This window comes from Micromonospora sp. DT229 (genome assembly GCF_049844505.1).
In the GTDB taxonomy this organism is placed as follows: domain Bacteria; phylum Actinomycetota; class Actinomycetes; order Mycobacteriales; family Micromonosporaceae; genus Micromonospora.
This window is the reverse complement of record NZ_JBNCLD010000009.1, coordinates 53,514-75,471: the sequence shown is the minus strand read 5'-3', so window position 1 is coordinate 75,471 and position 21,958 is coordinate 53,514. Positions and strand designations below refer to the sequence as shown.

The 21,958-nt window shown below is 70.4% G+C and carries 21 protein-coding genes and 1 pseudogene; 12 read left to right on the top strand and 10 right to left on the bottom strand.

The window, feature by feature from the left end; genetic code table 11:
- Positions 1-463: 463 nt before the first annotated feature.
- The gene (locus ACLQ2T_RS16485; protein WP_425767074.1) at positions 464-865 is read right to left on the bottom strand and encodes a GntR family transcriptional regulator; all 402 of its coding nucleotides are present in this window, start codon (positions 863-865) and stop codon (positions 464-466) included.
- 159 nt (positions 866-1,024) lie between these two features.
- Here ACLQ2T_RS16485 and ACLQ2T_RS16480 point away from each other — a divergent pair.
- Positions 1,025-1,372: pseudogene (locus tag ACLQ2T_RS16480) on the top strand (hypothetical protein); the annotation flags it as partial.
- Positions 1,373-1,831: 459 nt separating this feature from the next.
- Positions 1,832-2,398, top strand: coding sequence for an NUDIX hydrolase (locus ACLQ2T_RS16475; RefSeq protein WP_425767072.1), 567 nt, complete (start codon positions 1,832-1,834; stop codon positions 2,396-2,398).
- Here the strand turns inward: ACLQ2T_RS16475 and ACLQ2T_RS16470 are convergent, their stop codons facing one another.
- Positions 2,399-3,820, bottom strand: coding sequence for a helix-turn-helix domain-containing protein (locus tag ACLQ2T_RS16470; protein ID WP_425767070.1), 1,422 nt, complete (start codon positions 3,818-3,820; stop codon positions 2,399-2,401).
- A gap of 451 nt (positions 3,821-4,271) precedes the next feature.
- On the opposite strand from ACLQ2T_RS16470, the gene ACLQ2T_RS16465 reads away from it, so the two are divergent.
- On the top strand, positions 4,272-4,712 hold the full coding sequence (locus tag ACLQ2T_RS16465) for a hypothetical protein (RefSeq protein WP_425767336.1): 441 nt from the start codon (positions 4,272-4,274) through the stop codon (positions 4,710-4,712).
- Positions 4,713-5,100: 388 nt separating this feature from the next.
- On the opposite strand, the gene ACLQ2T_RS16460 is transcribed toward ACLQ2T_RS16465, so the two are convergent.
- The 6 genes from ACLQ2T_RS16460 to ACLQ2T_RS16435 form a co-directional block, all read right to left on the bottom strand.
- Positions 5,101-5,475: a type II toxin-antitoxin system VapC family toxin gene (locus ACLQ2T_RS16460; protein ID WP_425767069.1), complete on the bottom strand. Its 375-nt coding sequence runs from the start codon at positions 5,473-5,475 to the stop codon at positions 5,101-5,103.
- Complete coding sequence (locus tag ACLQ2T_RS16455; RefSeq protein ID WP_425767334.1) at positions 5,472-5,726, bottom strand: type II toxin-antitoxin system Phd/YefM family antitoxin; 255 nt, start codon at positions 5,724-5,726, stop codon at positions 5,472-5,474. Before ACLQ2T_RS16455 ends, ACLQ2T_RS16460 begins: the two co-directional genes overlap by 4 nt.
- A 747-nt stretch (positions 5,727-6,473) precedes the next feature.
- On the bottom strand, positions 6,474-6,728 hold the full coding sequence (locus tag ACLQ2T_RS16450) for a Txe/YoeB family addiction module toxin (protein ID WP_018829754.1): 255 nt from the start codon (positions 6,726-6,728) through the stop codon (positions 6,474-6,476).
- Positions 6,725-7,009, bottom strand: a complete 285-nt coding sequence (locus ACLQ2T_RS16445; RefSeq protein ID WP_425767067.1) for a type II toxin-antitoxin system Phd/YefM family antitoxin — start codon at positions 7,007-7,009, stop codon at positions 6,725-6,727. Before ACLQ2T_RS16445 ends, ACLQ2T_RS16450 begins: the two co-directional genes overlap by 4 nt.
- Positions 7,010-7,176: 167 nt before the next feature.
- Entirely contained in the window at positions 7,177-9,279 is a 2,103-nt protein-coding gene (locus ACLQ2T_RS16440; protein ID WP_425767065.1) for a hypothetical protein, read from the bottom strand.
- A 113-nt stretch (positions 9,280-9,392) separates the two neighbouring features.
- Positions 9,393-9,989, bottom strand: a complete 597-nt coding sequence (locus ACLQ2T_RS16435; RefSeq protein WP_425767064.1) for a TetR/AcrR family transcriptional regulator — start codon at positions 9,987-9,989, stop codon at positions 9,393-9,395.
- 82 nt (positions 9,990-10,071) lie between these two features.
- Between ACLQ2T_RS16435 and ACLQ2T_RS16430 the strand changes: the two genes are divergently transcribed.
- The gene (locus ACLQ2T_RS16430) at positions 10,072-11,229 is read left to right on the top strand and encodes an FAD-dependent oxidoreductase (protein WP_425767063.1); all 1,158 of its coding nucleotides are present in this window, start codon (positions 10,072-10,074) and stop codon (positions 11,227-11,229) included.
- 143 nt (positions 11,230-11,372) lie between these two features.
- Complete coding sequence (locus ACLQ2T_RS16425) at positions 11,373-11,840, top strand: hypothetical protein (protein ID WP_425767062.1); 468 nt, start codon at positions 11,373-11,375, stop codon at positions 11,838-11,840.
- Between the two features lie 8 nt (positions 11,841-11,848).
- Here ACLQ2T_RS16425 and ACLQ2T_RS16420 read toward each other — a convergent pair whose 3' ends face one another.
- On the bottom strand, positions 11,849-14,218 hold the full coding sequence (locus ACLQ2T_RS16420; RefSeq protein ID WP_425767061.1) for a glycoside hydrolase family 65 protein: 2,370 nt from the start codon (positions 14,216-14,218) through the stop codon (positions 11,849-11,851).
- 56 nt (positions 14,219-14,274) lie between these two features.
- The gene (locus ACLQ2T_RS16415; RefSeq protein WP_425767332.1) at positions 14,275-14,982 is read right to left on the bottom strand and encodes a prepilin peptidase; all 708 of its coding nucleotides are present in this window, start codon (positions 14,980-14,982) and stop codon (positions 14,275-14,277) included.
- Between the two features lie 695 nt (positions 14,983-15,677).
- On the opposite strand from ACLQ2T_RS16415, the gene ACLQ2T_RS16410 reads away from it, so the two are divergent.
- Genes ACLQ2T_RS16410 through ACLQ2T_RS16380 form a run of 7 tightly spaced genes read left to right on the top strand, consistent with a single transcriptional unit; the run spans position 15,678 to position 21,935 of the window.
- A complete protein-coding gene (locus ACLQ2T_RS16410) occupies positions 15,678-16,247 on the top strand; it encodes a hypothetical protein (protein WP_425767059.1) in 570 nt (189 codons plus the stop codon).
- A complete protein-coding gene (locus ACLQ2T_RS16405) occupies positions 16,241-17,185 on the top strand; it encodes a hypothetical protein (RefSeq protein ID WP_425767057.1) in 945 nt (314 codons plus the stop codon). The genes ACLQ2T_RS16410 and ACLQ2T_RS16405 overlap by 7 nt, the downstream gene beginning before the upstream one ends.
- A complete protein-coding gene (locus ACLQ2T_RS16400; protein WP_425767055.1) occupies positions 17,182-17,844 on the top strand; it encodes an SAF domain-containing protein in 663 nt (220 codons plus the stop codon). Before ACLQ2T_RS16405 ends, ACLQ2T_RS16400 begins: the two co-directional genes overlap by 4 nt.
- On the top strand, positions 17,844-18,644 hold the full coding sequence (locus ACLQ2T_RS16395) for a ParA family protein (RefSeq protein WP_425767054.1): 801 nt from the start codon (positions 17,844-17,846) through the stop codon (positions 18,642-18,644). Before ACLQ2T_RS16400 ends, ACLQ2T_RS16395 begins: the two co-directional genes overlap by 1 nt.
- Complete coding sequence (locus ACLQ2T_RS16390; RefSeq protein ID WP_425767052.1) at positions 18,634-20,169, top strand: CpaF family protein; 1,536 nt, start codon at positions 18,634-18,636, stop codon at positions 20,167-20,169. The genes ACLQ2T_RS16395 and ACLQ2T_RS16390 overlap by 11 nt, the downstream gene beginning before the upstream one ends.
- Positions 20,170-20,172: 3 nt before the next feature.
- Positions 20,173-21,075: a type II secretion system F family protein gene (locus tag ACLQ2T_RS16385; RefSeq protein ID WP_425767050.1), complete on the top strand. Its 903-nt coding sequence runs from the start codon at positions 20,173-20,175 to the stop codon at positions 21,073-21,075.
- Complete coding sequence (locus ACLQ2T_RS16380) at positions 21,072-21,935, top strand: type II secretion system F family protein (RefSeq protein WP_425767048.1); 864 nt, start codon at positions 21,072-21,074, stop codon at positions 21,933-21,935. The genes ACLQ2T_RS16385 and ACLQ2T_RS16380 overlap by 4 nt, the downstream gene beginning before the upstream one ends.
- Positions 21,936-21,958 lie beyond the last annotated feature (23 nt).

Genomic DNA, 21,958 nt, shown 5'->3' with positions numbered 1-21,958 from the left:
TGGCCAGCACGGTATCGGGCAGAGAGTCCGGCTGGGCATGATGACGCGCTTCCATCTGGTGCACCAAGCCGGCATTGGCCGTCGTTCAATCCGCATGGCAGGCTCCCGACCAGCGCAGACGGGCTGCGCAGAGCTTTGTAAGCGAGGCATCAGGATTCCGCCGAGCACATGCGCCGGCGACCACGCTGGAGACTGGTGGGCCGCGGTGCAGCGACGGAGGCCGCTCCGAGTTGCCGACTTGCCGGACACGGACACACCCGCTGGACAGAGCTTCTAGGCGAGGCGTCGGGCAGCAGCAAGGCAGCGAGAAAGCAGCGGGAGCCCTGATCCGGACCGATGCCGAACGTCGAACGGCGACAGTTCCCAAGTGTTCCCCGGCATGAACCGCCACGAGGCCGCAGCAGCCACAACTCCGGTCCGCATGCCCTCAGTGGGGGTCGGCGACTTACAAGCGAAGAGCGGACTAGCGACCCACGCGTACGCGGTCGGCTGCGTATAGCTCGCGGGAGCCGTCGGCGCGGAAGATCACGAGCACCGGGACGCCTTCGCCGATCTCCAGCTCACGGCGTTCAGCAGGCGTCGGCATGCGGGCGGAGGCGGTGTCGCCCTTGAGGAGTTTCACCGTCTCGGTCGGCTCGATGGTCCGGACGAAGGTGCCGCGTGGCGGTTCTACGATCACGAGCCCTTCCGACCGCAGTATCGCTATCGCCTGCCGCACACTCGTGCGACTCAGCCCGTGCTCCTGAGCCAGCCGCAGTTCACTTGGCAGTGACGCACCGGGCGCGATGTCGCCAGACGTGATTCGGTCTCGCAGGAGGTCTGCGAGCTGCCGGAACACGGCCCGATCCGCGCTGGGGTCGATCACGAATGTGACGCTACGTGTCCAACAGTTCTACATCTTATTGTATCTACAGTGCTACGTCGGTACGGTGAACGAGCAGGTGCGGCGGTCGGATGACCAGCTCAGGCCCGGCCGCCGCGCCGTCGACCCGCGCCCGAGGGGAGATCTGGTGCCGCGCGTTTCGTACGAGGAGTACCTGATAGCCACCGCCCTCACCCTTGCGCGGCGGCACCGGCCGGTCTGGTCCTGGCAGAAGTGGCGGCGGATCTGCCACTGCGGAGCCGACCTGCCCTGCCACGCCCGGCACCGCATCCCCATCAACCGTGGCCACTGGCCGGGAGAGGAGGCGCAGTGAACGACGACCAGGAGCACGCGATCCTCGCCGTACACGTCCGAGGGCTCGACGGCATGTGCGTCGGCTGCCGCGCCTGGTGGTCGCGGCTGGCGCCGTACCCGTGCTGGCAGGTGGACTGGGCGACCAGCCGCCAGGCCCGCACGAGCGTCGCCCGATTCCTCGGCGGTGTGCGGTGACCACCCACGGCCCGGTCATGCCGATCTGGAGCTGCGGCGGCTGCGACCTGCCCTGGCCGTGCCCCACTCGGAGGCGAGAGCTACGCGCGGAGTACGCGGACGCGCCCGTTTCGTTGGCCCTCTACCTCGGTACCTACCTCGTCCAGGCCGCCGAGGACATGCCCTGGGCACCGGCCGGCGCGCTGCACCGCCGGTTCATCGGCTGGGCCAGACAGCCTGCGGAAGTACAGCAGCGAAGTACAGCAACCGTGCCAGCCCAACCAGGCCGAGAAGCGCGCCAGCAGCCCGGATGACCTCGAACCACACCCCAGGAGGCCGGTTCGCCGGCAATCCATAGGTTCAGGGTTCGAGTCTCTGGCGGCCCACAACCCACAGGTCAGCGAAGGTCGTCACGCACGGAATCTAATCGGCGGATTGCCTGCGGAAGCGCCTTCGTGCCGTTGGTCGGATACTGGCCGGATGGTGGAGGGACAGGATGTCGGGTCGACGCGGTGGACGATCCACGGTGAGCGGGTGGTGGATGGTAGTCGGCGGGCGCGGTTGAGCGTTGCTGATGTGGAGTTGCCGGATGGGGTCCGCTTCGAGCAGTACGTGATTCGGGCGCCTCGGTCGGCGATGGTCGCGGTGCTTGACGATCAGGGGCGACTGTTGCTGATCCGGCGGCACCGGTTTGTGTTCGACCGGTGGGTGTGGGAGCTGCCGGGCGGCTACGTCGATGAGGGCGAGGATCCGACGGCGTGTGCGGTCCGGGAGGTTGAGGAGGAGACCGGGTGGCGTCCGGGTGCGGTGGAGCCATTGCTGGCGTTCCAGCCGTGGGTGGCGACCGCGGACGCGGAGAACCTGTTGTTCCTTGCCAGGAGCGCTGAGCACATCGATGCTCCGGTGGATGTCAACGAGGCCGAGCAAGTCGCCTGGATTCCATTGGAGGAGGCTCGGCATCTCGTCTCCCGGGGTGAGATCGTAGGTGCCGGTACGGTGATCGCTGTGTTGGAGCTGGTCGCGCGTGAGGCCCGGGGCGAGTTGTAGTCAGCGGCGTTGGCCGAGGGCCGCATCGATCCGGGTGATGAAGTGTCGTACGGCTGGTCGGCGGCGGTGTGGCATGAGGTCCGTTTGTAGGTCGCGGATGTAGCGGACGGCGCGGGCGGACTTCAGTTGGGTGGCCAGGGTGAGGGCTTGGCCGCCGATGACGCTGGCTCGGTCGGGTTCGCCGTGGCGGGCTTGGGTGGTGGCCAGGAGTGCGAGGTTGAAGGCTTTGCCGCGTACGTAGCGTTCGTCCATGTGCAGGGATCGGGCGGCGAAGCGTTCGGCTTGGCGGTGTTGGCCGAGGGCGTTGAAGCAGTGGCCGAACTTGGCGGACAGGTATGCCTCGTCGAAGTAGCCGAGCCACTGCGGATCGTCGGTGCGGTCGGCCCGGTCGAGGGCTTGTTCTGCCTGGTGTAGTGCGGTGGCGCAGGCGTGTTCGTCGCGGGCAGCGGCGTGGGCATGGGCTTCCATGACCAGCGCTTCGGCGGCCAGCACGGTGATTCCGGCGCGCTGGGCGGTCTGCCGGGCGGCGCAGGCGAGGTCGACAGCGGTGGCGGTATGGCCGAGATAGGTGGCTTGGTGGCTCATCGCGGCGAGGATCTCGGCGCCCAGGCCGGCATCGTCGGCGTTTCGGGCCAGGTCGAGGGCATGGGTGAGGTAGCGCTGGGCGAGACCGTGTTCGGCCATGTCGTACGCCTGCCAGCCGGCGAGTTGCGTCAACTCGGCGACGGCGGCGAGCAGCTTGCGGCCGATCGCCGGATCGTATCGGCCTTCGGTCACCAAGGGCGTGACCTCGTGGTGGAGGTAGCGGGTGACGTTGGCTCGGGCGTGGCCGCCGCCGTGCTGGTTGTCGAGTCGCCGGTAGGTGGCGGTCATTTCTCGGATGGTGTCGATGTCGGGCTGACCGACCGTTCGGCGACCTTCCTGCGCGACGGGCTGCGTGCTGGTTGCGGTGAACCAGCGCAGGGCGGGCAGGGTGTACGCGGCGGAGCTGAATACGGTTTGGCGGAGCAGTTCTCGACGGTTCACGTCGCCTTCCCACAATTGCGCGGCAGCGCGGACATCCTCGCGCCAGGAGCGGTTGGCCGGCAGATCACTGTGCCGGGTGTTCCGGTGGTCGGCCATGTCCGCGCGATATGACCGCTGGCGAGGCGCGAGGCCGAGCGTCATCCGTGCCTCGTCAGGCATGGCGCAGCCGTCGGCGATGCGCTCCAGCACATCGATGGAGGCCACCTTCCGGCCAGCGATGATCCGACTGACATAGCCCTGCTCCAGGCCGACGGCGGCCCCGATGCGGGTCTGACTCGCGCCGGTGTGCCGAGTAAGCAGCCGGAACAGGGCGCCGATGTCGCGGGCAGCTAGAGCCGCGCGTATGTCCTGGTGCGACCAGAGGTCTTCGGGAATCCGTAAATGATCGAGCGGCACAGCGGCTCCAAGCGTCGTCGGACGACTACTCATGGTGCTCAATCTGGAGCCTAGGGATGTTGTCCGGGCAGGTCGAGGCCGCCCATGTCACCGTGACATGACCAGCCGACATGGCCGCCACGCCTAGTCCGACGGAATCGTCTCGGACATGTTCTTCGATGCCGACAAGGCGGCTGGGGCTGGCGTGGGCGGGCACTCGCCACAACTCAGAGGCTCCTGTCTGGTCCGCCTTCCGGTAATGGGCGAGGAGGCGGGATCATCGTGACGCTCCGACCGCACCTGTACGTGCTGATCCGGTGGCTACTGCGGCAGCCCGAGTCACCACCCCCGCCGGGGACCGGACAGCGATACCAAGACGCCGAGCAGGCGGCGGCCCGGCGGCGGCTGCTCGACCAGGCGGCACGCCTGCGCTCCCCCTGCAGCCCCAGGCCGAGATTCAACATGTCGACCGATCGGTACGACGGGCCTGGGCGGCGGAAACTCCGGTGAGCCGAACCGTGGCCGATTCAGCCGGCCGGCCAACTCCCAGAGGCCAGCGCGTCTCGTTCGACGAGTACCTCTCCGCCACCGCGTTGACGTTCGCGCGGCGGCATCGGCCGGTCTGGTCCTGGCAGAAGTGGCGGCGGATCTGCCGGTGCGGAGCCGATCTGCCCTGCCACGCCCGGCACCGCATTCCCATCAACCGTGGCCACTGGCCGGGAGAGGAGGAGCAGTGAACGACGACCAGGAGCACGCGATCCTCGCCGTACACATCCGTGGGCTCGACGGCATGTGCGCCGGTTGCCGGGCATGGTGGGCGCGGCTGGCCCCGTACCCGTGCTGGCAGGTGGACTGGGCGACCAGCCGGCAGGCCCGCGCGAGCGTCGCCCGGTTCCTCGGCAGTGTGCAGTGACCACCCACGGCCCCGTCATGCCGATCTGGAACTGCGGCGGCTGCGACCTGCCCTGGCCCTGCCCCACTCGGAGGCGAGAGCTACGCGCGGAGTACGCGGGCGCGCCCGTGTCGCTGGCTCTCTACCTCGGTGGCTACCTCGTCCAAGCCGCCGAAGATATGCCCTGGGCACCAGCCGGCGCGCTGCACCGACGATTCATCGGCTGGGCCAGACAGCCTGCGGAAGTACGGCAGCGAAGTACCGCTACCGCGCCAGCCGAACCCGGCCGAGGTGCGCGCCAACAGCCCGGATGACCTCGCACCACACGCCAGGAGGCCGGTTCGCCGGCAATCCCAGAGTTCAGGGTTGCCTGCGGACGGAATCAGCCGGCGCTGAGAGGGCCGTTCGGTCACACCTTGAGGACGTCCACCTCGTACAGCGGTATCGACGCGTCGCGAGTGGCGAGCGTCAGGCCCTCGCTGATCGCCTGTGCCACGAGCATGCGATCGAAGGGGTCGCGGTGGTGGGGTGGCAGGCGGCCGGCTGCGATGGCGTGGGCATGGGTCACTGGAAGTTCACGAAAACCCATGCCCCTTACTCGCTCAGCGAGGTCAGAGGGACCTCCAAGCTTCCCGGCGCTCTGCTTGATAGTGATCTCCCAGAGGCTGACCGGGGAGAGAAAGATGTCTGGCTCGTGGCGTAGCTGATCGAGGAGTTCGGTACCAAGGGTCGCGTCGCCGGTGATGGCCCAGAGTGCGACGTGGGTATCGAGCAGCAGAGTCATGCGCCGATGCCGAAGTCGGCGGCGATCTCGGCGTTGGTCTGGGGCGAGTCCCAGTCGCCCGAGAGGTCCAGTTGCCCGGCGAGGGAGCCGATTGCCGTGCGGTTGACCCGTCGGACAAGCGGCACCACCTTCGCCACCGGAGTTCCCGCCCGGTCGATGATGATCTCTTCGCCCCGTTCCACCCGTTCGATGATGCGCGACAGGTGAGTCTTGGCATCGTGCATGTTGTAGTGCGCAGCTTCAGCCGACATCATGCGATCCCCTCGTTTAGCTAACAGCTTAGCCAACCCGACCGGGTCCGTCACCGAGCGCCACCAGAAAACCAGCCAAACCCATCAGGGGTCGCGGCTCGCCCCGTACCCGTGCTGGCAGGTGGAGTGGGCGACCAGCCGCCAGGCCCAGGCGAGCCTCGCCCGGTTCCTCGGCAGTGTGCGGTGACCACCCACGGCCCCGTCATGCCGATCTGGAGCTGCGGCGGCTGCGATCTACCCTGGCCCTGCCCAACCCGCAGGCGAGAGCTACGCGCGGAGTACGCGGGCGCTCCGGTGTCACTGGCCCTCTACCTCGGTGCCTATCTCGTCCAAGCCGCCGAGGACATGCCCTGGGCACCAGCCGGCGCACTACACCGACGCTTCATCGGCTGGACCAGACAACCGCCAGCAGTACAGCAGCGAAGTACAGCAACCGTGCCAGCCCAACCAGGCTGAGAAGCGCGCCAGCAGCCCCGATGACCTCGCACCACACGCCAGGAGGCCGGTTCGCCGGCAATTCATAGGTTCATGGTTCGAGTCCCTGGCGGCCACCTTGTTGATCTTCATGTGGCCCAGTTGATTGCGGCCTGTCGTGACGCTCGGCTCGACTTCTCGCCGGGACTGTGGCTGGCCACGGCGGCGCGGTGCTGGACGGGCCGGGATGTTGTACTGCGGCCAGTTGCATGACGACGGCACGCAGACCACGGCAGGGGCCGTGTCCCTCGGCGGAAGGACTGGTCCGGTACCTCATTCGTAGTGGTAGCGGCACTGCGCGATCTGCACTGTGTCGTCCATGATCCGGTATACAAGGCGGTGTTCCTGGTCGATTCGCCTCGACCAGAATCCCGCCCAGTTTCCGCGGAGCTGCTCCGGTTTGCCGATGCCTTGGTGGCCGTTGCGTCGAATGTCCTCGATCAAGGCGTTCACTCGTCTGAGCATCTGGCGATCTCGTTGCCAGGTCAGATAGTCTTCCCAGCCTCGGCCGGCGAACTGGACCTTCACGCTGCCGACGCCTCGCCTGAACTGGCGTCGGGGTCAATCAGGTCGTGCATCTCCCCACCCCCGTTGCGCAGCTCTTCGACGGCTTCATTCAGACGACGCGCGTTGGCGGGGCTGGCCATCAGGTAGGCCGTCTCCTTCAACGACTCATACTCACGCAGCGAGATGATGACCGCGGCCTCCCTGCCTGAGCGGGTGACCACCACTTCTTCGGCATCGTCCACGACATGGTCGAGCATCTTGGCCAGGTTCTGCCGGACTTCCGAGTAGGGAACGATGCGCATGCTGCCGCCTCCCAAACGTTACGTACAATAAATTGTACAACCCTGCCGGGCTGCTTGTCAGATGGTTCAACGTCTGACCCTGGACCAGCTGGTCCAGCAGTTGCGGGTTGATCGGGCCGAAGACCGTCGGAGAGGTGCAGCGCAGACGCGGCGAACCAGTTGGCGTGTCAGCGGCGTACGGTGACCTTCGCGCTGGTGGCCTTGCCGTTGGCGTGGCCGGCCTTGCGGGCGATCACCGTGACGGTGAGCTTCTTGCCGCGCATCTTCGAGGTCAGCTTCAGCGTCTTGCCGGTCGCTCCCTTGATCAGCTTTCCGTTGAGCCGCCACTCGTACTTGTAGGAGTCCGCCTTCGGCGACCAGGTGCCGACCAGGGCCTTGACCTTCCGGCCGACCTTGGGCGTACCGCTGATCTTGGGTTTCTTGGTCGCCTTGGGGGCCTTGCCCGTGGCGACCGCGACGGTGGCCTTGGAGGTGGCCTTGCCGTTCGGGTGACCGGGCCGGATCGCTGTCACGGTGACCGTCAGCTTCTTGCCGCGCAGCTTGGCCGGGATGGTGAGGGAGGCGCTGGTGGCGCCCTTGATCGCGGTGCCGTTCGCCGCCCACTGGTACTTGTACGAGGTGGCGCTGGGGGTCCAGGTGCCGGTGCTGGCCTTCACGACCCGGCCGACGGCCACCGTGCCGGTGATCGTCGGCAGCTTCGTGGCCTTCGGGGCGGGCGGTGCGACGATCTGGAATCTGCTGGCCCACGTCACCGAGCGGCCGAGTTCGTCGTGTGGGGTGAGCCGCACCGTCGCCGGACCGGTCGCCACGCCGGTCAGGTCGGCGTAGATCAGCATCATCGAGCCGCCGCCGGTCAGATGGTGGACCTGCGCGGGTACCGGCTTGCCGTCGGAGGGGATGACCTCGATGAGGTCCTGCCTGTGCATGCCGTAGCCGGTCAGCTCCAGCAGGTGCACCGCGCCGGTGGTCACCGAACCCGGTTCCACGTGGTCGAGGGCGATCGGGCGGCGTTTGAGCTGGAAGCGGTGTTCGGTGACGTCGGAGGTGGCGCCGGTGGCCGTCACACTCCAGAGGAGCACCTCGTGGGCGCCGTCCGTCGGCGGCGTCCAGGACACGGTCGCCGTTCCGTCCGGGCCGGCGGGCACGGCGATCGACGGGGCGCCGTTGATCCGGTACCGGAACTCCGTCGTGCCGGGCATGCCGGCGGTGAAGGTGAAGGTGCCGGGCCATACCCGGCCGACGCCGTTCGAGGGGAAGTCGGTCGAGGTGACCACCGGACGGTTGGAGACCGACCAGAGGATGATGGCGCTGTTCGTCTGCACCCCGGCGGCGTCGCGGGCGAAGACGTTGATGTAGTGGGTGCCCCTGACGGTGGGCATGAGTTGGAAGGTGACGCTGCCGTCGGCCGCCGGCGTGAGGATCTGCCGGCTGTTCTCGTCGGAGTTGACGGTGACCACGTACTCGACGGGGTTCGCCATCCGGGTACGGGCGATGAAGGTGGTCGGTGTCACCCAGCCCACGCCGGGGATGCGCGACACGGTAGGCGCGGCACCGTCGACGGAATAGGAGACGTACCGGCTGGCGGAGACGGTGCCGTCGGCGCTGACACTGTGCACCAGGAGGTTGTCGATCTGGTGGTGGACGGCTGTCCAGGTGAGGTCCGCGGTCCCGTCCGGGCGCGCGGCCACCGTGCCGGTGCGGTACGTCGCGTGCACCCGGTCGCGCAGGCTGTAGGTGTAGGAGACGACGTCCGGCCGCCCCGGCCGCAGGCGTACCGTCCGCGACTCGCCGACCACCACCTTCGCGCCGTCCTCGCCGCGATCAACCAGCCGTGGGCCGTCGTCTACCTCGAACGTGTAGGCGGTCTCGCTCGGTTGCGGACCCTCGGGGGTCACGTCCCGGACGTGAAGCGTCTGAAGGCCCGCCTGAGTTGGGGCGATCGACACGTACCCCAGGCGATCGACGGCCGGGACGGTGCCGGAGGGGCCGTCGTCGCCGAGCCGCCAGGCGAAGGCCACCGTGTCGGTGCGGTGCGTCAGGAAGCGAAAGGTGCCCGCCACCCCGATGGTGTAGTCGAGTTTGGGCGGGTTGGGATACATCGGATACCCGTCCGACGTAACCGTTGGTGGGCGTACGGTCTGCTCGGATTGCAGGGTGGTCCCGACGGCCGAGACGGGGGTGACCACCGCTACGGCACCGCCGGAGCCGCCGAGTGCCGTGACCGTCAGCAGTGCCACGATCCGTCGAGCCGAGCGCGAGCCGATGCGCATCCGTCCCCCAGGTACCGACCGGGCGATGATCACCCGGGGGAGATGATATTGACAGACGCCAGCGGGTCCGATCAAGGCGGATGCTTGTCCGCCGTCCCTTCGGCCGGCCGTGGTCACTGGGCGACGGTGGGGAATCCGTCGGTGAGCGCCGCGATGGCGCGGTGCAAACGCCCGGCGGCCAGCGGGCCGGTGCCGTCGGTCAAAGCCAGGTGGTGCAGCACCCCGGTGACGACCAGGGCCAGCGCCTCCGGGTCGGCGCTCGCGGGCACCCGGCCCAACTGTTGCTCGGCGGCCAGGTATCCGGCGATCGCCCGTTCGACCGGTTGCAGGCCGGCGTTCCCGGGGCCCAGCACCGCTTCGACGTCGGCGGTGATGCCGGGTCGGTACGCCATCAGCCGGGTCATCGTCACCAGGGTGATCGGCGGGAGCACCTGGCCGATCTCGCTGAGGTTCTCGGTGACCGTCGCGGTCCCGGCGCGGGCCGTCAGCCCGGCCACCGCGCTGGCTAGTTGGAAGCTGCGGTCGACCGCGTAGCCGACGAGGAAGTCGTCGAAGTTCGTGAAGTGGGTGAACAGCAGCCCGGTGGCGACCCCGGCTTCCCGGGTCACGGCCCGGCTGGTCAGCCGGCTCGGCCCCTCGCCGACGATGACCCGCTCCACGGCAGCGAAGAGGTGCTGCCGAGGCTCGGGGGTGGCGACTCCGCGCGGCATACCTGCGATCTTAGGCCCGGTCCGGAGCCCACAATGCCAGGAATGAGCGTACGCTCATTCCTGGGTCTCGGAAGGGGGACGGATGAGGCGAGTGGTGATCGTCGGGGCGGGCATCGCCGGTCTGGCCGCGGCAACGCGGCTGGGCCGCGACGGCTGGCGGACGACCGTGGTGGAGCGGGCCCCGGGCCGGCGCAGCAGCGGTTATCTGGTGAACCTGCTCGGGTCGGGGTACGACGCCGCGCAGCGGCTCGGCCTGCTCCCCGCACTCTCCGACCGCGCGCTGGGCTCCTTCTCCACCGTGCTGGTCCACGCGGACGGGCGACCGAAGTTCACCGTGCCGGCGGCCCTGGCCGAGGCCGCCCTGGGTCCGCGCGCCCTGACGGTGTTCCGGGGCGACCTGGAGGCCGCGCTGTACGACACGGCCCGCGAACACACCGAGTTCCGCTTCGGCACCACCATCACCGCGATCCACCAGGACCCTGACCGGGTACGGGTCACGCTCAGCGACGGCAGCACCGAGGAGGTCGACCTGCTCGTCGGCGCCGACGGGGTGCACTCCGCCACCCGGACGACCGTGTTCGGCGCGCAGTATCGCGTCGACCTGCCGTACGTGGTGGCGGCGGTTCCGCTCGCCGAGCCGGTGGCGCAGGTGCCCGAGTCATCCGCGACGACCTTCATCGGGCCCGGCCGGACGGCCGCGATCATCAACCTGGGGCCGGGCCGATCCTCGGCCTTCTTCACCTACCGCTGCCAGGATCCGGGGCGGGAGGTGGCGCAGGGTGCCCCCGACGCCTTGGCGGCGGCCTTCACCGACCTCGGCGGGGGCGTACCCGAGGCGCTGCGGCAGTTGGCCGAAGATCCGACCGGCGCCTACTTCGACCAGGTCAGCCAGGTGGTCATGCCACGGTGGAGCGACGGTCGGGTGGTGTTGCTCGGAGATGCCGCCTGGTGCGTCACCCTCTTCGCCGGGCACGGCGCCGCCCTGGCCCTGACCGGCGCGGACCGGCTCGGTGCCGCCCTGAGTCGACCCGACCAGGACATCCCCGCCGCCCTGGCCGGTTGGGAGGCCACCCTACGGCCGGAGGTCGTCAAGCGGCAGGCCCTCGCCCGTCGCGGCATGCACCAGTACGCCCCACCCAGCCGCGTACACGTGTGGCTGAACGAGGTCACGATGCGCGCGATCACCCTGCCCGGCGTACGTGGTGTGCTGCGGCGCGCGGTCGAACGGCAGAACCGCTGACCCGTCCGGTCGCCGAGGGCGGGCAGCCGGTTGCCCGGTCAGATGCTGCCGACGCCGGTAGGGGTGCCGTGTCGTTGATCCGGTTGTGCCCGTTGCCCGCCGGTGGCCACGGTGAGGGCGTCGACAACCCCGGGAGGTACGCCGTGACCAGCGAACGCGAGACCGTCGAGGTCGACCCCGAGCTGTTCCAGGCCGTCTACGACTCACCCGCCTCGCTGCCGGGCCGACACCGCTGGACCACCCCGGAGACGGACGTACGCCGGATCGAGAAGCTGCTCGGCATGCCACCGCGCACCATCGGTGCTCCGCTGTGGGTCAGCGGCGACCAGCCGGACTGCCCGAAGTGCGATCGCCGGATCACCTGGTACGACATCGTCTCCTCCGCCCTGAAGGGCGTGCACGACCCGATGATGATCGCCACGGTGATCCTCGGCGAGCGCCGCTACGTCAACACCGGTCTCCCCGACGCCATCGCGGGCGTACGCTGCGCCGACTGCCGCACCCCGATCGAAGGCCTGCGCAGCTTCAAGTGCCACAACTGGGCGTACGCCTTCGAGGAACTCACCGCCGTACGGGAGCGGATGGCGGGCGGCTCAGCCCTCGGCGAGTAGCGACAGCCTTACTGGCCCTTGGGGCGGCGGCCGTCCGGGGAGGGGGGTTCGGGGCCGAAGTCGGGCACCGGGGGCATCGGGCGGGTCACCGGTTCTCCGGCGGTGACCCGTAGCCGTTCGCCGTGGTGCCACAGCTCGACGGTGGTTCCGGCGGGGGCGTCGGGCAGTTCGTAGCGGGCCTGGTCGGCGGTGAGGGTGACCAGCAGCCGATGCCCGTGCCAGCACAGGCTGAACGCCAGCCGCTCGATCCGGTCCGGCAGCCGGGGGTCGAAGGACAGCAGTTCCCGGTCGTCGCGCATCCCGCCGAAGCCCTGCACCAGGGCCAGCCAGGCGCCGCCCAGGGAGGCCAGGTGCAGGCCGTCGCCGGTCTTGTCGCCAAGATCCTCCAGGTCCTGCAACACCGACTCGGTGAACAGGTCGTACGCCAGGTCCAGGTGACCCAGTTCGGCGGCGAGCACCCCCTGCGGGCTGGCGGACAGGGAGGAGTCCCGGACCGTGCGGGTCTGGTAGTAGGCGAAGTTGGCGGCCTTCTCCTCGGCGGTGAACTCCCCCGGGCAGCGTTGCATCGCCAACACCAGGTCGGCCTGCTTGACCACCTGGTGCCGGTACAGCTCCAGGTAGGGGAAGTGCAGCAGGAGGGGGTAGTCCTCCTCGCTGGTGCCGGCGAAGTCCCACTCAGGCTGCTCGGTGAAGCCGGCGGACTGCTGGTGCACCCCCCGTTTGGCGTCGTACGGCAGGGTCATGGCGTCGGCCGCGGCCCGCCAGGCGGTCACCTCCGTCGGGTCTACCCCCAACCGACCTGCCGCCTCGGGGTGGCGTCGCACCGCGTCGGCGGCACCGCGCAGGTTCCGCCGGGCCATCAGGTTGGTGAACAGGTTGTCGTCGACCAGGGCCGAGTACTCGTCCGGGCCGGTGACCCCGGTGATGTGGAAGCGGCCGTCGTCGGTGTGGTGCCCGTACCCGGCCCACAGCCGGGCGGTGCACACCAGCAGTTCCAGTCCGGGGCCGGCGAGGAACTCCTCGTCGCCGGTGGCGGTGACGTAGCGCAGCACCGCATCCGCGATGTCGGCGTTGACGTGCAGCCCGGCCGTACCGGCGGGCCAGTACCCGGAGCACTCCTGTCCCCCGATGGTGCGCCACGGGAAGGTGGCTCCGGTCAGCCGCAGCTCCGCCGCACGCTCCACAGCCTGGGGCAGGTGGGCGTGTCGCCAGCGCAGGGCGGCCCGGGCCACCTCGGGCGCCACATAGGTGAGCACCGGCAGGACGTAGCCTTCGGTGTCCCAGAGCACGTGGCCGTCGTACCCGTTGCCGGTCAGCCCCTTGGCGGGGATGGTCCGGTCCCCGTCGGGGCGGCCCGCCTGGATCAGGTGGAACATCGCGAACCGGATCGCCTGTTGCAGCTTGTCGTCACCGTCGAGAAGCACATCGGCGGTACGCCAGGCGGCGTCCAGGGCGGCCCGTTGTTCGGCGCGCAGGGCGGCGAAGCCGTCCGTCCGGGCGGCCTGCGCCTCGGTCATCACCTGGTCGGCCAGGTCGCTGGGCGAGGTGCCGTCGATTGGCTGCCACTCGTATGCCGCGAAGGTGGTCAGGGTGACCCGCTCACCGGGGGGCAGGGTACCGGTGAGGCTGAGCCGGATCCGGTCCTCGGTGGCGTCCACGCTGTCCGTGAAGTGATCGGGTGCCGTCGGCTGGTGTGCCACCGCCACGGCGACCCGCTGGCCGCTGTGCTCGGTGCGGTGCACCAGCACCCCCGTGGTGCCGTCGGCGTGGTGCAGCTCGCCGACCAGCGGATCGTCGATGACGGCGGCGGCTCGCGGGTCATCAGCGCGGTCCGGGATGGACTCGTTGGCCACCAGGTCGGCGCAGATCCTCAGCTCGACCGGCTCCTCCAGGGCTTCGACCGTCCACTCGACCGCCCCCACCCGGCGACGTCGCAGGGACACCAGCCGGGTGCTGCGTATCCGGACCGGATGCCCGCCGGGGGAGGTCCATTCGGTACGGCGGTGCAGCACCCCGGCGCGCAGGTCGAGCACCTGCTCGTGGTCGTGCAGGGTCCCGGTCCGTACGTCCAGGGGTTCGCCGTCGACCCAGAGCCGGATGAGGGTGGCGTTCGGTGCGCTGATCACCGTGTCGGACAGCTGCGGGAAGGCGTGGCCGTCCTCGGGGTAGTTCAGCTTGCGTCGCTCGTAGAAGCCGTTGAGGTAGCTGCCGGGCATGTCGCAGGGTCGGCCCTCGTCGAGGGTGCCGCGCCAGCCCAGCCAGCCGTTACTCAACGCGAACGCCGACTCGGTCTCACCGAGCCGATCCAGGTCCTCGTGGGTACGCCGGATCCGCCAGCACTCGTCCGGATCCGACGAGCGGTCGGGGGTGCGTTGCACTACGCCTCCTGACGGGGGTTCGAAAGGGTGGGAGACCCAGTTCCCCGTCGCCCCGCTCACCACACCAGCAGCAGTGCCCCCAGGGTGCCGAGCACCAGGTACGGCCCGAAGGGCAGGTGGGAGGACCAGCGGGCCCGACCGGTGACCAGCAGCCCGAGGGCCACCAGGCCGGACATCGTCACCGCGAGCAGCAGCCCCAGCACCGGCATCGCCCAGCCGTACCAGCCGAGCAGGGCGCCCGCTCCCAGGGCCAGTTTGGCGTCCCCGATACCGAAGCCCCGGGCACCGAACAGCAGGGTGGTCAGGGCGAAGAAGCCGGCCAGGCCGAGGGCCGAGGCGGTGGCCCACAGCCAGGGGGTAGGCCCGGTGTCGATCAGGGCGGTGAGGCCGAGCAGCAGCCAGGTGCCGGCGGCGGCGGGCAGGGTCAGCCGGTCGGGCAGCCGGTGTACCGCCAGGTCGATGAAGATCAGCGGCACCGCGAAGACCAGCCACCAGGCCGTGGCGATCAGTTCTCCGGCGGGCGGACCGACCAGCAGCAGGGCCACGGCGACCAGGGTGACCAGTTCCACCGTGACCGGTGGGGCGCCGACGCGGGCGCGGCAGGTGCCGCAGCGGGCGGTCGGGCCCAGTGCCGGCCAGGGCTGGTCCAGGCGGATCGGGGTGCCGCAGGCGTCGCAGCCGCTGCGGCGCTCGGTTCCCGACGGTACGGCGTGCCGGGCGACGGCGTACCGCAGCAGGGGGGTGAGGGTCAGCCCGGCCACCATCCGGGACCAGCGGCGGGCGGAGGTGCCCGGTCGGCGGGCGGAGGTGCCCGGTCGGCGGGCCGGGCTGTCGGAGCGCGTCGGCTCGGTGGCGGAGGGCCGGGTCACGCCGGCCTCCCCGCCGAAGTGAACACGGTACGTAGTCTGGCCGCTCGGACGCCGTGGTCAACCGGAGGTTGCGAAACGGAACCCTCACGGTCGATCTCGACTGGGCCGACCGACCCTCCCGGCATTGATGGAATTCCCATGGCGCGCAATTGGCGGCCGATTATCCGCGCCCGATCGGGGGACGGATCGGGCCACAAGCCACTTCCCACCCCACCCCAGAGGGCCTCCGCGCCCTGTCCACCAAGCCGGGATCCCGCCGGGCGCCGCCCGGCCCCCAGCCCTCTCAACACCTCCCCGACCGGCCTGGGCAACCCTGCGGTAACCATCGAGCACCACCACCGTTCATGACTCAGAGTAGTCACATGAATTGCCTCTGTTGCATCGGCCGGCGTCAGCTTATGCTCGCCCCTTGGATGTGACGCAACCCACGTCCGACGGCCATAACCACCCAGGACAGTGCATTTGTGGAAGATCCATAAGGGCAAATGCGACTGCGTATCGGACCGGCCTGGAGAGGAACATCCGGTCGCGCTGCCGCACGCCCGAAACCTCGGCGACGGCGGTCGCCGGGTCGGTACCGAGGAGGCACGGTGCGAGCACGGCAGTTGAGTCGCTGGACGGCCGGCCTGGTCGCGGTGGCCACGGTCGGCGCGACCACCGCCTGCGCCGGCCCACCGGAGGCCACCGGCACCTCCTTACCGGACCGCAACCGGCCCACCGGCAACGAGCGGGCCGCCGAGGAGAAGGCCGCCGAGAAGGCGGCCCTGAAGGCGTACGCCGGTTATCTGACCGCCTCCCGCGCGGCCAGCCGCAACAGTGACCCGCAACATCCGGAACTCACCCGGTTCCTGGCCGATCCCCTGCTGACCCGGGTCCGGCTGAGCCTCGTGCAGGCTCGCGCCAACGGCGCGGTGAGCGCGGGAACCCTGCGCTCCGATCCCGAGGTCATCTCGATCGATCTGGACGGGAAACCACCAGCCGTGGAGATACAGGACTGCGTCGACGCCACCGGCTACCGACTGGTCTACGTCGCCGACAAGAAGAAGGTGGTGCCGGGCACCCGGGGCACCCGTCACCTGGCCACCGCCACGGCCACCCGCTATCCGGACGGTCGCTGGCTGATCAGCAGCGGCTCCGCCCACCCGGACCAGCCGTGCTGACCCGGGCGGCACACCACCGGCCACCCCGCAGGGCTCTGCGCCGGGTGCTGCTCGGCGCCACCCTGACCCTGCTGCTGGTCACCGGCCCGCAGGTGCCGGCCGGTGCGGCCGACCCCGGCGGCGAATGCCCTCCGGCCCAACCCAACTGCAACGTCTGGGACGACGACCCGGGCACCCCCGGTGGCGGGGGCAACGGTGGCGACGACGGCGGGAACAACGGTGGTGGAAGTGGCGGCAGCGGCGTCTGCCAGTGGCGGGGGCAGACCGTCCCCTGCTATGACGCGGACCTGGGCTGGTTCAACAGCTCCAACGGCTGCTACTACCAGCTCTCCGTGCCCCAGCAGGAGGCACCCGAGGGGTGGCAGTGGTACACGATCACCTGTGACGCCATCTCGCTGGGCAGCACACACACCGAACTGTTGGAGGAGCCGCCGCCGGGCTTCGGTGCTCCGCCGGACCCGGAGGAACTGGCCCGCCGGGCCTTCGCCTCGATCACCCTGCTGGCCCCCCGAGCGGCCGTCGCCCCCCGCAAGGACATCGGCCCCGGGCTGGTCGGGCTGCCGGTCTGGATGTGGGCCAGCCGAGGTGCCACCTACTTCGGCCCGCAAAGCGCCTCCGCCTCCGACCGGGGCCTGACGGTCACCATCCAGGCAGAGGTCGACCGGATCGTCTGGGACATGGGCAACGGCGACAAGGTCACCTGCGACGGTCCGGGCACCGCGTACGACCGGCGGGGTCGGCACGCCGGGCAGCGCTCCCCCGACTGCGGCTACCACAACGGCTACACCAAGGCCGACACCTACGAGGTTCAGGCCACCACGCACTGGAGCGTCACCTGGCGCAGCAGCAGCGGCACGACCGGGAGCATCGGTGGGGTCACCCGCACCACCGGCCCGGTGCAAATCCAGATCAACGAACTTCAGGTGGTGACCCGATGAGCGTGGCGACCCGCAACGGACCCTCTCCAGTGGACGCACCGGTCGCCCCACCCAAGGTGGTCCGGCAACGCCGGGTCCGCCCCGGGCTGCTCGGGCTGGCCGTACTGCTGATCGCCCTGGGTGGGCTGGGTTCGGCCTTCGCGGTCACCTCCGTCCGGGCCACCGGCAGCTACCTGGCGATCGCCCGGACGGTTGAGGTCGGCGGCGTGCTCAGCGCCAGTGACCTGGTCTCCGTGCAGGTGGCCGGTGGGCAGGGGCTCGACCCGGTGCCGGCCGGTCGACTGGCCGAGGTGGTAGGTATGCGGGCCGCTGTCTCGCTGGCCCCCGGCACCTTGCTGACCATGGCGCAGCTCACCGACAAGCCCCTGCTCGGCCCGGGTCAGCAGCAGATCGCCCTGGGGTTGCGCACCGCCCAGGTGCCGGCCCCCAAGCTTCGCCCCGGCGACCAGATTCTGCTGGTCAGCACCCCCCGCGACGACAACAGCAGCAACTCCTCTTCCGGCACCACCCGGTTCACCGCCACCGTCACCGACGCGGTCAGCACGGACGGCCGCGACGAGGTGGTGGTCTACCTGGCCCTGGCCGTCCGGGACGTACCGGCGGTGGTGGCGTTGGCCGCGCAGGACCGGCTCGCGGTCGTGCTGACCAAGGCGGCCTGATGGCGCTCATCGCGTTGGTCTCGGCCAAGGGCTCCCCGGGGGTGACCACCACGGCGCTGGCCTGCGCGCTGAGCTGGCATCGTCGGGTGGTCCTGGCCGAGTGCGATCCGGCCGGCGGCTCGATCCTGGCCGGCTATCTCGGCGGTGCCTTGGAGGGCCCCCGCGGCCTGGGTGAACTGGCCGTCGGGGAACTGCGCGACGGCAACCTGGACACGGCCTTCTGGTCGCAGCTTGTCGATCTGGACGCGCCGCGCCGGGAACGCCTGCTGTTGCCCGGCGTGGTGGACCCGGCCCAGGCCGGCAGTGTCATCCCGCTGTGGCAGCGGTTCGCGGACTTCTTCACCGGGCTGGAACACGGCGACCCCCCGTACGACGTGATCGTCGACTGTGGTCGGCTCCAGGTGGTCGGCCCGCCCTGGCCCCTGCTGCGGGCCGCCTCGGTGGTGCTGGTGGTCACCCGGGCTCAGCTACCCGACCTGTCCGCCACCCGGGCCATGCTCAAGACCCTCGAACGGGACTTCGCCGAGCATCGGGTGGAGCCCGGCACCCTGCGGCTGCTGCTGATCGGCGACGGCCACGGCAAGGGCGACATCAGCAAGGCCCTCCAGCTACCGGTGATCGCCCGGCTGCCGCACGATCCGCGTACCGCCGGGGTGTTGAGCCTGGGCGGCACGGTGCGGGCCGGGCGGCCGTTGCTGCGGGCCGCCCGCGAGTTGGAGGTGCCGGTCGGGGCCCTGCTGGAACGGCGCCGAGCCCGCCTGGCCTGGCCGGTCTCGCAGGGGGTGCCCGATGCGCTTTGAGCCGGTCTCCTCGGATCCCCGTCGGCAGCCACCCGGCGCCACCTCGATCGCCCCGCCGCTGCCCCCGCCCAACGGTCGGCCCCACTCCGCCCCGCCGGTGCCGGTGTCGGCGGTGCCGGCGGCGACCGAACCCGCACCCCGGGCACGGGTGGACTTCCAGGTGGTCCGGGAGCTGCGCCGCCAGCTCAGCGAGGAGCTCACCCGATGGCAGCGGGGCCGGGAGTTCAGCGTCGACGAGGAGGACACCGAGCGGGCCCGGCTGGCGGTGCTGCTGGTCGCCGAGTACGCCGACTCGGTGCGCCGGGCCGGCACCCCGATGGCCGCCGGTGAGGAACGGCTGCTGCTCGACCAGGTCACCGCCGAGTTGGCCGGTCTCGGTCGATTCCAGACCCTGCTGGTCGACGACACCATCGAGGAGGTCCACATCCTCGGCTGCGACCAGGTGCGCATCACCCGACACGGGGGTGGGGTGGACTGGGTCGAGCCGATCGCGGACAGCGACGACGAGCTGGTGGAGATCCTCCAGGCGGCGGCCCGCCGGGCCGGGGCCACCGAACGCTCCCTGTCCACCTCGAAACCGACCCTGGACCTGCAACTGCCCGACGGCAGCCGACTGGCGGCGGTGTTCCTGGTCAGCCACCGCCCGTACGCGGTGATCCGCAAGCACAACACCCTCGACGTGACCCTGGACGACCTGGCCGGCAGTCGAGCCGACCTGGACGAGATGATCGACCCCCTGGTGCGCGACTTCCTCCGCGCCTCGATGCGGGCCGGGTTGAACATCATGGTCGCGGGGCTGGCCGGGGCCGGTAAGACCACGGTCATCCGGGGCCTGATGAGCGAGATCCCGCCCGACGAGCCGTACGTGCTGCTGGAGGAGAGCCGCGAGTTGCTGCCGGCCCGCCGGACCGGACGGCACCGGGCGGTGATGAGCTTCGAGGCCCGCGAGGGGCACGGTGAACGCGGGCCCGACGGCCGACCGGCCGGTGAGATCAGCATCGCCGACCTGATCCCGGTGTCGCTGCGGATGGGGGTACTGCGGATCATCGTCGGTGAGGTGCGGTCCCGGGAGATCGTGCCGATGCTCCAGGCGATGACCACCAGCCGGGGGTCGATGTGCACGATCCACGCCCGTACCCCGGGTGGGGTCAGCGAACGGATCATCGAGCTGGCCCTGGCCCACGGTCGGGAGATGACGGTCGACCAGGCCCGCCGGATGGCCGGCAACGCCCTCGACCTGATCGTCTACGTCACCGTCGAGGACGAGACCGGCATCGGCGGGCGCAAGCACCGGTTCGTCTCGCACATCGAGGAGGTGATCGGGGTCGGTGACGGCAACCGGATCACCACCACGAAGGTGTTCGCACCCGGTCCGGACGGTCGGGCGGTACCCCGGCACCTGCCCGAACGGGTCCGGGACCAGTTGCTGCGGGTGGGCTACGACGCCCGGCTGCTGAGCCGCTGGATCGAGGCCGGGCAGGGTGCCTGGCGCCGCCCCAAGCAGACCCGACTAGGTCGGCGGTGAGCGGTGCTCGACAACATCGAACTTCTCGCCGTGGTCTCCGGGGCGGCCTGCGTGGCCGGGCTGGTGTTGACCGTCGTGGCCCTGGTCGGCACCCGCCGCCCGCCCGGCCCGGCACCGGGCGCGGGCCCGGGGATCGGCCGGTTGTGGCGCGGCTCCGGCACCACCGCCCGCGAGCAGCAGGCCCACCAGACTCTGCTGATCGGCGCGGTGGTCGCGGGCGCCCTGGCCTTCCTGTTGACCGGGCTGCCGGTGGTCGGTCTGCTGGTGGCGATCGCGGTGCCGGGCACCCCGTGGCTGTTCTCGGTCGGCCGGGCCGAGCAGCGGGCCATCGCCCGGATCGAGGCGGTCGGTGAGTGGACCCGTCGACTCAAGGACGTCTCCGCCACCGGGCAGGGACTCCAGCAGGCGATCATCGGCACGGTCGGCACCGCGCCGGAGGAGATCCAGGAGGAGGTACGGCTGCTCGCCGCCCGGCTCCAGGCCGGTTGGCTGGCCCGCTCCGCCCTGCTGGCCTTCGCCGACGAGATCGGCGACCCGGTCTGTGACCAGGTGGTGGCGGCCCTCATCCTGCACCTGACCGACCGGGGTGAACGGCTGGGCGACGTGCTCGGCTCGATCGCCTCGGCGGCGGCGGCCGAGGTCACCACCCGGCGGGAGATCGAGGCCAAACGCACCCAGCCCCGGTTCGCGGTCCGGTTCCTCACCGGGATGACCCTGGCCACCATCGCGTACGGGCTGTTCAACGCCGAGTACGTGCAGCCGTACGGCACCTTCTTCGGGCAGTTGGTGATGGCGGTGCTGGGTGCCGCCTTCGTCGGCCTGCTGGCCTGGGTGCGCTCGATGAGCCAACCGCCCCGACCGGCCCGCTTCCTGCCCGCCCCCGATCCCCACGAGGTGGTGGCGTGAACCTGCATCTCACCATCGCCGTGGTCGCCGGAGCGGCGGTCGGGCTGGGGGTGTTCCTGGTGGTACGCGAACTGGTGCCGGCCACCCCCGCGCTCGGCCCGGCGTTGCGTCGGCTGCACCCGCCGGCCGGAGCCGCCCGCCCCACCCCGGTCGACCGGCGACTGGACTGGCTCACCGGTCTGGCCCGCTGGCTGCGCCCCCCGCACCGACAGCTGGCCCTGCTGGACCGCACCCCGGAGCAGTACGCCCTCTCCATGGTGTTGTCGGCCCTGATCGGGCTGGCCGCACCGGCCCTGCTCAGCTTCACCCTGTTCGCCGTCGGCATCTCGCTGCCGGTGGCCGTACCGGTGCTGGGCAGCCTGGGCCTGGCGGCCCTCTGTGCCCTGGTGGCGCACCGGGCGGTGCTGACCCGGGCCGAGGCCGCCCGGGAGGAGTTCCGCCAGGCGGTCTGCACCTACCTGGACCTGGTGGCGTTGCAGCTGGCCGCCGCGCACGGGCCGGTGCAGTCGTTGGAACGAGCCGCGGCGATCTGCGAGGGCTGGGTCTTCGACCGGATCTCCGAGGCGCTGCGGATGGCCCAGATGCAGATGCACTCACCCTGGGACGAGCTGCGTGACCTGGCCGACCGGATCGGTATCCCGGAGTTGGGCGATGTCGGGGCGATCATGCGCTCCTCCGGCAGCGAGGGCGCCCAGGTGCACGAGACCCTGCGCAGCCGGGCCGACTCGCTGCGCGACCAGATCCGCACCGACAACCTGGCCAGGGCCGAGGGAGTGACCAGTCGGCTCGACATCCCGGGCGCGCTGCTGGTCTTCGTCCTGCTCGGCTTCGCCATCTATCCGTTCCTTGCCCGCCTCTGAATCCGACCCGCAAGCGAAGGAGC

What these genes read in the sequence shown, in the direction of transcription:
- ACLQ2T_RS16475 (WP_425767072.1), top strand. Translation starts at nt 1,832, where the DNA reads ATGGTGGAGGGACAGGATGTCGGGTCGACGCGGTGGACGATCCACGGT.
- ACLQ2T_RS16460 (WP_425767069.1), bottom strand. Translation starts at nt 5,475, where the DNA reads ATGACTCTGCTGCTCGATACCCACGTCGCACTCTGGGCCATCACCGGC.
- ACLQ2T_RS16455 (WP_425767334.1), bottom strand. Translation starts at nt 5,726, where the DNA reads ATGTCGGCTGAAGCTGCGCACTACAACATGCACGATGCCAAGACTCAC.
- ACLQ2T_RS16445 (WP_425767067.1), bottom strand. Translation starts at nt 7,009, where the DNA reads ATGCGCATCGTTCCCTACTCGGAAGTCCGGCAGAACCTGGCCAAGATG.
- ACLQ2T_RS16440 (WP_425767065.1), bottom strand. Translation starts at nt 9,279, where the DNA reads ATGCGCATCGGCTCGCGCTCGGCTCGACGGATCGTGGCACTGCTGACG.
- ACLQ2T_RS16435 (WP_425767064.1), bottom strand. Translation starts at nt 9,989, where the DNA reads ATGCCGCGCGGAGTCGCCACCCCCGAGCCTCGGCAGCACCTCTTCGCT.
- ACLQ2T_RS16430 (WP_425767063.1), top strand. Translation starts at nt 10,072, where the DNA reads ATGAGGCGAGTGGTGATCGTCGGGGCGGGCATCGCCGGTCTGGCCGCG.
- ACLQ2T_RS16415 (WP_425767332.1), bottom strand. Translation starts at nt 14,982, where the DNA reads ATGGTGGCCGGGCTGACCCTCACCCCCCTGCTGCGGTACGCCGTCGCC.
- ACLQ2T_RS16400 (WP_425767055.1), top strand. Translation starts at nt 17,182, where the DNA reads ATGAGCGTGGCGACCCGCAACGGACCCTCTCCAGTGGACGCACCGGTC.
- ACLQ2T_RS16395 (WP_425767054.1), top strand. Translation starts at nt 17,844, where the DNA reads ATGGCGCTCATCGCGTTGGTCTCGGCCAAGGGCTCCCCGGGGGTGACC.
- ACLQ2T_RS16390 (WP_425767052.1), top strand. Translation starts at nt 18,634, where the DNA reads ATGCGCTTTGAGCCGGTCTCCTCGGATCCCCGTCGGCAGCCACCCGGC.